We start from the raw sequence: 12,091 nt of genomic DNA on the forward strand, positions 1-12,091 counted from the left end.
TATAACAAAAATGAGTACATTCATGATTTGAGGCATTGGGCAGCTATGGTCACGGCTGGTTGGCGTACGTCCAATAACGACTGGACGGTTTAGCTATGACGCTGCCTGCGCGAGCCGCCCATGCGGGCAAGATTGCCATCCTGCTCTCCACCTATAACGGCGCGCGCTTCCTGCCCGCACAGCTCAACAGCTTCCTGGCGCAAACGCATGAGGACTGGGTGCTACATTGGCGCGATGATGGCTCGACGGATGAGACCGTCGACATCATGCGCGCTTTCGCTGCCAAGGTGGGAGCGGAACGCTGTGTCGAATCGCCGTCTTCCGGGCCGCATCTGGGGGCTTCGCCCAGCTTCTTTATCCTGCTGCAGGAGAATATCGGGGCCCATGCCGTCGCCTTTGCCGACCAGGACGATGTGTGGCTCCCGGAGAAGCTGGCAGGCGCCCTGGCGATGCTGGAGGAAGCGGCGGATGCTCCGGCGCTGTACTGCTCCCGGCAATATCTGGTGGACGAGTCTCTGCGCGGGGCCAAGCTCTCCGCCCAGCACGGCAAGGCACCAGGGTTTCCAGCCTGCCTGACGCAGAATATCGCCAACGGCAACACGGTGGTGATGAACGCCTCGGCCGCAGCCCTGGTGGCCAGTTCCGACTATCCCGCCAACACGGTGCATGACTGGTGGAGCTATATCGTGGTGTCGGCCTGCGGCGGGCGGATTCTGTTCGATGAGCGCCCGCAAGTGCTCTACCGGTTGCATAAGAGCAATCTGATCGGCCGGGCCAAGCCGCTGCCGGCCCGCGCCCTGGCGGCGCTGAGGCGCGGCCCACGTGTGTATATGACGATGATGCACCGCCATGCCGATGCGCTGGCGGCACAGACTGTGCGGCTGGCGCCCCAGGCGCGGCGGGATTTGCGGCTGGTGCGCGCCGGGCTGCACGGCGGGCTGCTGGAGCGCATGCGCGCGCTCTTCTGCCCGCGCTTCCGGCGCCGCACGCTGCTGGAGAACCTGCTTTTCACCTACTGGTTTCTGACCAGCCCGGCCACCCAGCCGGAAGCCATCTCCCCGCCCGGCTGGCAGCCTGCCGAGCAGCCGCCCCCGGCGAGGAAGCTGCACCCGCGTTAAGGCGAGACTTCCTCGCGGATGTCCTGCCACTCCTCGGTGAAGGGCTTCTTGCGGAAGGTCGCCCAGAAGAAATTCATGGTGTAGCGCAGGCCGATGGTAAATACGCCCTCGCCCACCAAGCGGCGTCCGGAGGATTGCGCCGGCAGGCGGAAGGTGAACTTGACCCGCCCCACCTTGGAGAGGCGGTTGGCCATGTCCGTATCCTCGCCATAGAAGGAGAAGCGATGGTCCGGGTTGCCGAGCTTGAGCATCGCCTCGCGCTTGACGATGAAATTACCACCCTGGAGCATCGCCCCCACGTTCAGGACGTAATGATTGAACACATAGGCCAGCCAAGCGAGCCGGTAATAGGAGGCGACAACCATGTTCACCTTCCGCGGCACACCGTAGTAGATATACGGTCCCGAAAGGGCGACGAGGTTCTGGCCCTGCTCGAACTGGCGCAGCACCTCGCTTAACCAGCCGGGCGGGATGATGGTGTCGGCGTCGATATTGGCGATCAGCTCGCCAGTGGAGTGTTCGAATCCACACCAGCGGGCCTGCACCAACCCTTTGCGCGGCTCGTCCACCACCCGCACGCCCTCCACGGACTCGGCCACCTCGCGGGTGCGGTCCGTGCTGGCGTTATTGACGACGATGATCTCGGCATCCTGGCCCAACACCTGGCCAGCACGGGAGATCTCCTCGCGTATGGCCATCAGCGAATTGGCCAATAGCGCTTGCTCGTTATAGGCAGGCACAACAAAACTGATCTTCATACGCTACGCTCCAGACGACTCGGCGGCACTAGCCGTTTGAATCGGTTATCAACAGGGGAACTTGCGAGAAATCGAATGACCTTTTTATGACAGAAATATATACGGCGCGGAAGCAAATTACCTGTCGCGCCGTTCACAACAGCCCGCCAAGGTTGACAGCGGCGCCCACTCCCGGCATACCGCGCCTCCAATTGTCCCTTTTTGTTCCCGAGAGTCGCCATGAAGATCCGTAACTCATTGAAGTCCGCGAAAATTCGCGACAAGAACTGCCGCGTCGTCCGCCGCCATGGCCGGGTCTACGTGATCAACAAGAAGAACCCGCGCATGAAGGCGCGCCAGGGCTAACCTTCTTTTCACCTCTGGTGGCAGGCAACCCGGCCGATTGGCCGGGTTTTTTGTTTTGCCGCCTCAGGGCGCAGGCACCGGGCCCAGGGGAGCATCACGCTCCCCTGGAGCTTCCCAAAGGCTAGTCAGCCAGCAACGCCAGCGGGCGCGGCCAGAACATGCCAGCGCGGGCACGGTAAGCAGCATAGGCGGTCGCCAGTTCGGAAGAGGCGAATTTACGTTCCTCGCGGCTGGCGGCGTCGATGTACAGGGCCGTCATCAGCACCGGCGCAACCCAGCCGGCCAGGCTATGCACGGCAATGGCGGTGCCGAGCCAGAACAGCACATAGGCCAGGTAAAACGGGTGGCGCACATAGCGGTACGGCCCGTGATTAAGCAGGAAGTTGGGGCTGTCATTGTCGTAGGCCAGGGTCGGCGGAGTGCGGCGGCTGGCGAGAATCGCCGCGGCGAACACACCGAGCGAGGCCGTGAACAGCGCGATGGAAAGAAACCAGGCTGCGCCGAGTCCATGCACGAGATTCCACAGGAAGCCCGCGAACAACATCATGCTGAGCCCGCTCGTTACCTGCATGCCCAGCGGCATGGCGCCTGTGGAACGGAAATGCCCGCGCACGCCCCAACAGAAGGCGGAGAAGCAGATGGCGGCGTCGATACCGGTGATGGCAGAGAAAACAGTGTGCATTTTACTAGACCTTTCGTGAGAATCGGGGATTTTGGATTAAAAGACGCTGACGGTTTCGCCGCGCAGCAGGCCGGCGTAGGTGTTCTGCGGACCGCTGCCGGTATCGACCATCGGGATGTCGCGCAGCACCGAGTCGTAACGGGAGTTGCGGCAGGTCATCAGGTTCGTTTCGAACTTGACGCCAGCATAGCGCCGCGGGCCTGCGACATATTCAAAGTGCAGGCGCTTGTAGAACGGCGTGTGATTGCGCCGGACGCAGGAGAGCGTCATGTCCGAGCGTTCCTCGGCCACGAAGAAACCGACGAACCGGTAAAGAACGAAGACCAGCTCATAATCCGTGGCGAAATCGGGGTGACGCACGAGTCGGTTGATCTCGGTCAGCTTTGGCGGCCGCCCATGCCCAACGCTGGCGGCAAGTTGGGCGACTTCCTCGGGGAAGATGCGCGAGGCGGGGATTTCGTCCCATCCCTCGAGTCCCGGCGTGTGGTCGAGCACGCACATGCGTACCGAAGCCACCGGCCGCCCCCATTTATACACAACCACCGATTTACTGTTCGGCTTCAGGTCGTCCGCATCCGAGAACAACCCACCCGGCATCGGGTCGATATAGCCACCGGAAAGATAGCTCGCATGGCGGATGCTGTAGGCATCGGCCTTGGTCGCCTCGTCGAGCGCAAGGCGGGCTGTCAGCCCGCTATCCTGCGTTTTAACCGCAGCCGAACCACGCACCAGATCAGCGGAAAAGGAAAGTAAACCACTCATTTAAAACCTCCTGTTTGCAACCAAAACAAGAGGTATTAGTAAGCAGCTCCCCTCAAAGGTGTAAGCATATTTTTGTTTTGATATACCAACAGATTGGTGTAAAAGCGCCTTCTTCGGCTTGGCAAAGTGCAGGTGTTTTCTTAAGAAAATGTTTTAAAACCCTGACGGGAAAAAGAATGAGTTTGTCCGCGTGCAGGGTTTTCAGGGCGCCTTGAAAAAAGCGTGGTTCAGTATTGATTATTTGTTAAGAGTGCGCCGCGGATGAAGGCGGTATCTGTAATTAAAGATAGCGCCCAGGCACAAAAAAAGTTACGTAAGGTTGTGCCTTACTCCGGTTAAACTTAAGGTCTACACAGTGGAATGATGCTTCAGTGGCGCGACTCGAGTCCCGGCGGTAAGCGGAGATCCGGTATTGCGCGGTTGTGGCTCGCACTTTCGGCGATGCGCCTGCCGCCGATATTGAGTCAGCTCCTGCAAGGCATACAGGTGCCGGCCGACCTGAGCGAGCGGCTCTACCTCGATCAGGCGCGGGACTTCAGCTACATCATGCGCGCCATTTCGATGGTCGGCATTACCACGCTCGGGCTGCTGTTCCTCGATTTCTGGCACAATCCAGGCGCGCCGACGCGCTGCCTGATGATAGCGCTGATCCTGGCGACATATGCCATCATCATCGCGGAGGGGCGCGCCTGGCTGCAAAAGCCAGACCCTTCCTGGCGCGACGCCAAATTGTATTTCCGGCGGGTCAACGTCGCCTTGTTCGGACTTGGCATTCTCTGGGGGGGGGGCTGGTCACGCTGCTGATGATCCACGGCTCGCCGAACCAGCGGGCGCTGATCTACGGCGTCGCGATCGGGTGTATCGCCACGCCGGTGCTGGTCTCGCCGTCCTCCAGCGCCATCTCTTACTGGCTGCCGATCTCCATCGGCGTTTGCATCAGCCTGTGTTTCAACCGCGACCTTTACGCTCTGACCGACCTGCTATCGTTCATCATGCTGACAGGCTTCTGCATCCTCTACATCAACCGCCGCCTGAACGAGCGCGCGGTGGGCGCCATCCGGCTGGAGGAGAATGCGGAAGTCATCAAGCTGCTGCTGCGTGATTTCGAGGAAAGCGCCTCCGACTGGCTGTGGGAGACCAACGCGGCGCTGGAGTTGCAGCCGCCCAGCCAACGCCTCGCACAGGTGGTCCGCCGCCCGGCGGAGCAGTTGCGCGGCCCCTTCCCCGCCGTGCTGCTGGGCGAGTCGGCAAACAAGGAACAGCGTCCGGGCTCGGCTATGGAGCGGCTGAACCGCGCCATTGCCGAACGTTCGCCGTTCCGCGACTTGGTCGTGCCGGTCACCATCAATGGCGAGGAACGTTATTGGTCCCTCACCGGCAAGCCGTTCCTCGACAAGCACGGGCGCTTTGCCGGGTATCACGGCGTTGGGTCGGACATCACCGGCCAGCGCCGCCAGCAGGAGCAGATCTCCTTCCTGGCCCGGCATGACAGCCTGACCAAGCTGCCCAACCGCGTGCTGTTCTCCGAAACTCTGCATGAGTCCTGCGAACGTTGCGAGAACACGGGCATCGCCCTGCTCTGCCTCGACCTCGATAATTTCAAGATCGTCAACGACACGCTGGGCCACGCCACGGGCGACGCCCTGCTGGTGGCCGTGGCCGAGCGCCTGCGCGGGTGCATCCGCGAGTTCGACATGGCCACCCGCCTGGGCGGCGACGAATTCGCCACCATACTCGTGACCGACAAGCCCGAAGAGGCGCTCGCTGTGGCGAGGCGTATCATCGAGCGCATGACCCGCCCCTTCCAGTTCGACGGGCAGATCGTCAAAGTCGGCATCAGCATCGGCGTGGCCATGGCCCCGCGCGACGGCAAAACACCGACCAAGCTGATGAAGAACGCCGACCTCGCACTCTACCGCGCCAAGGAGGAAGGCCGCGGCACCGTCCGCTTCTACGATCCCGAGATGGATGAGCGGGTGCGCGAGCGTCGCGCGCTGCAATCCGCGCTTCACCGCGCCCTGGCGCAAGGAGAGTTCCGCCTGGACTACCAGCCGGTGATCGACCTTGCCACACGGCGCATCGCCGGGGCGGAGGCGCTGATCCGCTGGCAGCACCCCGAGCGCGGGCTGCTGCCCCCCTCCGCCTTCATCCCGCTGGCCGAGGATAGCGGCTTCATCCGCGAAATCGGCGAATGGGTGCTGCATGAAGCCTGCACCACCGCCGCCGCTTGGCCGGAACCAGCGGCCATCGCGGTGAATCTCTCGCCGCTTCAATTCCGCGACCCGAAACTCGCCACCCGCGTGAGCGACGCGCTCGCCAGTTCCAGGCTGGCCCCGGGGCGGCTGGAGGTGGAGATCGTCGAATCCGTGATGCTGGATACCGACCCGGTGGTAGAGCAGACATTGCGGGGGCTTCGGGCCCAGGGCGTGCGCATCGCGCTCGACGATTTCGGCACCGGCTATTCATCGCTCTCCTATCTGCGGCGTTTTCCCTTCGACAAGCTCAAGATCGACCGCTCCTTCATCCGTGATCTCGGCCAGACGCAGGATGCCAGCGCCATCATCCTCGCCATTATCGGGCTGGCGCAGCGCATGAACATGGTGGTGACCGCCGAGGGCGTGGAAACCACCGAGCAGGCAACCCTGCTGAGCAGCTTCGGCTGCGCCCAGGCCCAGGGTTATCTGTTCCACCGCCCGATGTCCTCCGAGGCGTTCAGCCGCCTGCTGGCGCAAAATCCGCCCCACCCGGCCCGCCCCCCGGCGGCCTGAGGCACAACAGCGCCCCAGCCCCTTGGCCTTACGCGGTGGCGGGGTCTAAATGCCCCGCTTATGAGTGATGCTGCTACAGGTGCTTCCCCCGCGATGGCCCAATGGTTCGCCATCAAAGCGAAACATGAGGACGCGCTGCTGTTCTTCCGCATGGGCGATTTCTACGAGCTGTTCTTTGCCGACGCGCAGGCGGCGAGTGCTGCGCTGGATATCGCGCTGACCGCGCGCGGCCAGCACCAGGGCCAGCCCATCCCCATGTGCGGCGTGCCGGTGAGCCAGGCGGAGATGTATCTCGCCCGGCTGATCCGGCGCGGCTTCCGCGTCGCCATCGTGGAGCAGTTGGAGGACCCGGCGGCGGCCAAGGCGCGCGGCGCCAAAGGGCCGCTCAAGCGCGACGTGGTGCGGCTCGTCACCCCCGGCACGCTGACCGAGGAGGCGCTGCTGGAAGCCGGGCGGGCCAATTTCCTGGCCGCCATCGTGCCTTACGGGCCGCAACTGGGCATCGCCTGGGCGGATATCTCCACCGGCCTGTTCGAGACCGAGGCCACCGACGCCGCCGGGCTGCCCGCCATCCTCGGGCGGCTGGACCCGGCCGAGATCGTCGCCGATGCGGGGATCGAGCTGGGGCCGTTCGAGCTGCGGCGCGTGGGCACGCAGCGGCTCGCCATGTCCACCCCCGCCACACCGGAAGCGGCCAAGCGGGAGCTGGCGGAGAAATTCGGCGCGGCCAGCCTGGATGCGTTCGGAGATTTCTCGCCCGCCGAGGCGCTCTCCGCCGCCACGGTGCTGGCCTACATCACCGCTACCCAGATGGGCGCAATGCCCCGGCTCTCGCATCCCTCCAGCGCCGGCGTGGCCGGACAGCTGGCCATGGATGCCGCCACCCGCGCCAGCCTGGAACTCCTCGCCGCCCGTGGCGGCAACGAGGCGGGCAGCCTGCTGGGTGCGGTGAAGCGCACGGTAAGCCCGGCCGGGGCGCGACTGCTGGCGGGCTGGATCAGCGCGCCCCTTAACCGGCTGGACACGCTGCTGGACCGGCAGGCCGCTTGGCTGGCCTTGCGCGATACCGGCATGGCCGAGCCCGTGCGCATGGTACTGCGCGGCGCGCCGGACATGGCCCGCGCTTTGGGGCGCATCGCGCTGGGCCGCGCCTCCCCGCGTGACCTCGCTTCCATCCGCGCCGCGCTGGACATCGCCACCCGCCTCGCCCCGCTGCTGCCCAGAGGCCCCCGGCTGCTCAATGCCGCCACAGCCGCGCTGAACCCGGCCCCCGACTTGCTCGAAACGCTCCAGCACGCTCTGGCCGAACCCGCGCCGCTGAAGCTGGAGGATGGCGGGGTCATCGCCCATGGCTATGACGGCGAGCTGGATGCCGAGCGCGCCCTGCGCGACGACACGCGCCGGATCATCGCCGAATTCCAGACCGAGCTGGCCCAGCGCTACGGCGTCGCCTCCCTGAAGATCCGCCACCACGCCCAACTCGGCTATGTGCTGGAGGCCCCCGCCACCGCCGTGGAAAGCCTGCGCGGCCACCCCGAGCTGCTGCTGCGCCAGGGCATGGCGAACGGGGCGCGCTTCACGCACCCTGAGCTTTCCGCCCTGGACCAGCGCATCACCGAGGCCGCCTTCCGCGCCGCCGCGCGCGAGAAGCTGGTGTTCAACTGGTTGATCAAGCAGGCGCTGGCGGCGGCGCAGCCTTTGGCCGCCTGCGCCGAGGCCCTCGCACTGGTGGATGTGCTGCAATCGGCGGCACATCTGGCTGGCTCCGGGCGCTATTGCTGCCCGGAACTCTCCGATGACGAGGATTTCCGCATCGAGGCGGGGCGCCACCCGGTGGTGGAGGCCGCCCTGCCGCCGGGGGTGAGCTTCATCCCCAACGGGTGCGACCTCTCGACCACGCAGCGGCTGATGCTACTCACCGGCCCGAATATGGCGGGTAAATCCACCTTCCTACGCCAGAACGCGCTGCTGGTGGTGCTGGCTCAGGCCGGGCTGCCCGTGCCCGCCGCCGCCATGCGCCTTGGCCTCGTGGACCGGCTGTTCTCGCGCGTGGGGGCGGCTGATGATCTTGCCTCCGGGCGTTCGACCTTCATGGTGGAGATGATCGAGACTGCCGCGATCCTGCATCAGGCGGGGCCGAAGAGCTTCGTCATCGTCGATGAAATCGGGCGCGGGACGGGCACGCGGGATGGTTTGGCCATCGCCCAGGCGGTGCTGGAAAGTCTGCACAACAACAACCGGTGCCGCGCCATATTTGCCACACATTTCCATGAATTATACTTGCTGGCCGAGGCTTTGCCCCGGCTGAAACCGCACACAATGCGGGTCAAGGAGTTCCGGGGCGAGGTGGTATTCATGCACGAGGTGATCGAGGGAGCGGCGCAGAAGAGCTGGGGCGTGCATGTCGCGCGGCTGGCCGGTGTGCCCGAGGCGGTGGCCAAACGCGCGGAAACCCTGCTGAAATCCGCCGAAAAAGCCACGCTGGCCGCGGCCCCGCTGCCGCTCTTCGCCACCCTGCCCCCGGCCGAAAACGCGGCGGACAATGCCCTGTCGGCCACGCTTGCGGCGCTGGACCCGGATGCCATGACCCCGCGCGAGGCGCTGGAGGCCCTGTACAAGCTGCGGGCCGAGGCGCTGAAAACGCGCCCCGGCCACGTGGAAAATTGAGGGGCTGGCGGCGCGTTATGAATTCCCACGCCTGATGGATTGATCTACCGTGCTCGACATGTCCGTATCCAGGAAGCGCCCCGATATCACCGCCGCCCTTGCCGAACTGCTTGAACCCGCGAGCGTGCCCGCGCGCGATGTGGCGCTGGCGCTGTTCCGCCGCCAGCTTGGCCGCTTGCAAGGCTTTGTCCAACAGCGTTTCGAGCAGGACGGGCTGAACGGCCTTTCCGCCGCGCGGCTGCATGCCGGGCTAATGGACGAACTGGTTAGCGCGATCTTCGCCTATGCGCTGAAGGTGCAGGAGCTGGGGCCCAATGAGCGCCTCGCCATGGCGGCCACCGGCGGGTATGGGCGCGCCACCCTGGCGCCGTTCTCCGATATCGACCTGCTGTTCCTCTCGCACGGCCATGCCTCGCCCGCCGTGGAGAAGGCAGTGGAGTTCATCCTGTATTTCCTGTGGGATCTGGGCCTGAAGGTCGGGCATGCCACGCGCTCCATCGAGGAATGCCTGATCGAGGCCAAGGGCGATGTGACCATCCGCACCTCGCTGCTCGATGCACGCAGCCTGTGCGGCGACCGCGCCTTGTTCACCGAATTCCAGAAAGCTTTCCGCAACGATTGTACCGCCGACGGGCCGGGCGAGTTTATCGCCGCCAAGCAGGCCGAGCGCGCCGCCCGGCACCGCCGCTTTGGCGAGACGCCCTTCATGGTCGAGCCGAACGTGAAGGAAGGGCGCGGTGGGCTGCGGGATTTGCAGACGCTGTACTGGCTCTCGCGCTACATGTTCAACACCTTCGCCATGACCGAGCTGGTAGGCAAGGACGCGCCGGGGGGCGGCATCCTGACCGCCGCCGAGGCACGGGCCTGTCGGCGCGCGTGGGAATATCTGTGGACCGTGCGCTTCCACCTGCATTACGTGGCCGGACGCGCCGAGGAGCGGCTGACCTTCGATCTGCAGCCGGTGATCGGCGGGCGTATGGGCTATACCCGCCATGGCCGACAGAACGGGGTGGAGCGCTTCATGCGCCACTACTTCCTCATCGTGCGCGAGGTGGCGCGCGTGACCGCCGTGCTGGAACCGGCGCTGATCCGCGCCGCTCTCGGCCCGCCAGCCCTCGCCGCCGAAACCGACGCGGCGCTGATCGAACAGGGCTTCGTGCTGGCCGACGGCAAGATCCTCTTCGCCCCCGGCCACGACCCGGCGGTCAACCCCTCCAGCGTGTTCCGCATTCTCATCTGCGCGCGCGACCGCGGGCTGGAGCTGCACCCGCTGGCGCGGCGCACGCTCATCCGCTCCGCCCCGCTGGGTGCCGAGCTGCGCGGTGACAAGCAGGCCGCCGCCCTGTTCCTCAACCTGCTCTGCGGCTCGCACGAGGCCGGGCACGACCCTGACTGCGACTCCGCCACCTGGATGGGCATCCTCAACGAATCCGGCATTCTCGGGCGGTACCTGCCGGATTGGCGGCGCATCGTCGGGCAGATGCAATTCGACACCTATCATGTCTACACCGTCGATGTTCACACGGTGCAGTGTATCCGCAACCTCAACACCATCGAAGCCGGAACGCTGAAGGAGGTCGCGCCCGTCGCCTCCGATGTGGTCGCGCAGATCCAGTCCCGCCGCGCGCTGTATGTGGCGATGATGCTGCATGATATCGCCAAGGGCCGGGGCGGCGACCATTCGGTGCTGGGCGCCGAGATCGCCCTGAGTGTCGGCCCGATGCTGGGCCTCTCGGCCGAGGAGACGGAAATGGCCTCCTGGCTGGTGCTGCATCACCTGATGCTGAGCCAGACAGCCTTCTCGCGCGATATCGACGACCCGAAGACGATCCTGGACCTTGCCGACACCATCCAGTCGCCGGAGCGGCTCCGCCTTTTGCTGATCCTCACCGTGGCCGATATCCGCGCCGTGAGCCCGAAAGTTTGGAACGGCTGGAAGGCCACGCTGCTGCGCGAGCTGTATTCGCGCGTGGCCGAGGTGCTGGAGGGCGGGCTTTCCACCACCGAGCGCGATACGCGCATCGCGCGGGTGAAGGATGTCGTGTCCTCGCTGCTGGCGGATTGGCCGGTGGCGGATCGCGAGGAGTTCCTTTCGCTCGGCTACCCTAGCTACTGGCTGGGCTTCGACCCCGAGAGCATCGAGCGCCATGGGCGCATGATCCGCGACGCCAAGGCCCGCAACGCGCCTCTGACCGTGTTCACCGAGCCCCTGCCCGCCCGCGCCGTGACCGAGGTGGTGGTTTACACCGCCGACCATGCCGGGTTGTTCAGCCGCATCGCGGGCGCGCTGGCGATTGCCGGGGCCTCCATCGTGGACGCGCGCATCCATACCCTGACCGACGGCATGGCGCTGGATACGTTCTGGATTCAGGACGCCAATGGCGGACCGTTCGAAACGCCACACCGCCTCGCGCGGCTGGCCACGCTGGTGGAGCAGGCGCTCTCCGGGCGGCTCAAGCTGGCGGCGGAAATCCGCAAGGCGACGCGCAGCGTGGTGGCGCAGCGCATGCGCGCGATCCATGTACCGCCGCGCGTGGTGGTGGATAACCGCGCCTCCAACCGGCATACCGTGATCGAGGTGAACGGGCGCGACCGCCCCGGCCTGCTGCACGACGTGACCGCCGCCATCTCCTCCGAGGGGCTGCAAATCGCCTCCGCCCATGTGACCACCTACGGCGTGCGCGCCGTGGACGTGTTCTACGTGAAGGACGTGTTCGGCATGAAGATCGAGAATGAACGCAAACTCTACCAACTGCGCAAGGCGCTGCTGGAGGCGCTGAACCCGGCTCTGGACGAGCCGCCCACGGAGAACAAGAACAAGGTTTCGGTAGCGTAACGCAGACTTTTAAAAGTTCTTGGTGCATCTTTTTTTCAAAAAGCTGCGAAAAATCCGCCTTGACGTGCTCCCCTTTTTGTTCGCGCTCAGGCGCAGTGTCTTTCCCCTTCATGCTTGATGGTTGAGGTGGTTTCAATGTGCCCTGGGGCATGCCC

9 protein-coding genes are annotated in these 12,091 nt (G+C 64.9%); 6 read left to right on the plus strand and 3 right to left on the minus strand.

All coding sequences use genetic code 11. The annotated features are described in order from the left end of the window. Positions 1 to 95 precede the first annotated feature (95 nt). A complete protein-coding gene (locus HNP71_RS07735; RefSeq protein ID WP_183266310.1) occupies positions 96 to 1,118 on the plus strand; it encodes a glycosyltransferase in 1,023 nt (340 codons plus the stop codon). Here the strand turns inward: HNP71_RS07735 and HNP71_RS07740 are convergent. Then, positions 1,115 to 1,876: a glycosyltransferase family 2 protein gene (locus HNP71_RS07740; RefSeq protein ID WP_183266311.1), complete on the minus strand. Its 762-nt coding sequence runs from the start codon at positions 1,874 to 1,876 to the stop codon at positions 1,115 to 1,117. The genes HNP71_RS07735 and HNP71_RS07740 overlap by 4 nt on opposite strands. Before the next feature lie 219 nt (positions 1,877 to 2,095). Here HNP71_RS07740 and ykgO point away from each other — a divergent pair, with 219 nt between their 5' ends. After that, a complete protein-coding gene (ykgO, locus tag HNP71_RS07745) occupies positions 2,096 to 2,221 on the plus strand; it encodes a type B 50S ribosomal protein L36 (RefSeq protein WP_183266312.1) in 126 nt (41 codons plus the stop codon). 121 nt (positions 2,222 to 2,342) lie between these two features. Here the strand turns inward: ykgO and HNP71_RS07750 are convergent, their stop codons facing one another. Together HNP71_RS07750 and HNP71_RS07755 are read right to left on the minus strand one after the other, a co-directional pair. Then, positions 2,343 to 2,903, minus strand: coding sequence for a methyltransferase family protein (locus HNP71_RS07750; RefSeq protein ID WP_183266313.1), 561 nt, complete (start codon positions 2,901 to 2,903; stop codon positions 2,343 to 2,345). Positions 2,904 to 2,939: 36 nt separating this feature from the next. After that, positions 2,940 to 3,665, minus strand: coding sequence for an N-acyl amino acid synthase FeeM domain-containing protein (locus HNP71_RS07755; protein WP_183266314.1), 726 nt, complete (start codon positions 3,663 to 3,665; stop codon positions 2,940 to 2,942). 420 nt (positions 3,666 to 4,085) lie between these two features. On the opposite strand from HNP71_RS07755, the gene HNP71_RS07760 reads away from it, so the two are divergent. The 4 genes from HNP71_RS07760 to HNP71_RS07775 are packed head-to-tail and all read left to right on the plus strand — an operon-like array spanning position 4,086 to position 11,936. Beyond that, positions 4,086 to 4,469, plus strand: a complete 384-nt coding sequence (locus HNP71_RS07760) for a hypothetical protein (RefSeq protein WP_183266315.1) — start codon at positions 4,086 to 4,088, stop codon at positions 4,467 to 4,469. Then, positions 4,469 to 6,433, plus strand: a complete 1,965-nt coding sequence (locus tag HNP71_RS07765) for a putative bifunctional diguanylate cyclase/phosphodiesterase (RefSeq protein WP_183266316.1) — start codon at positions 4,469 to 4,471, stop codon at positions 6,431 to 6,433. Before HNP71_RS07760 ends, HNP71_RS07765 begins: the two co-directional genes overlap by 1 nt. 60 nt (positions 6,434 to 6,493) lie before the next feature. Then, the gene (gene mutS, locus HNP71_RS07770) at positions 6,494 to 9,100 is read left to right on the plus strand and encodes a DNA mismatch repair protein MutS (RefSeq protein WP_183266317.1); all 2,607 of its coding nucleotides are present in this window, start codon (positions 6,494 to 6,496) and stop codon (positions 9,098 to 9,100) included. Positions 9,101 to 9,158: 58 nt separating this feature from the next. After that, on the plus strand, positions 9,159 to 11,936 hold the full coding sequence (locus HNP71_RS07775; protein ID WP_183266330.1) for a [protein-PII] uridylyltransferase: 2,778 nt from the start codon (positions 9,159 to 9,161) through the stop codon (positions 11,934 to 11,936). Positions 11,937 to 12,091 lie beyond the last annotated feature (155 nt).

The organism is Acidocella aromatica (assembly GCF_014201825.1).
GTDB classification, from domain to species: Bacteria; Pseudomonadota; Alphaproteobacteria; order Acetobacterales; family Acetobacteraceae; genus Acidocella; species Acidocella aromatica.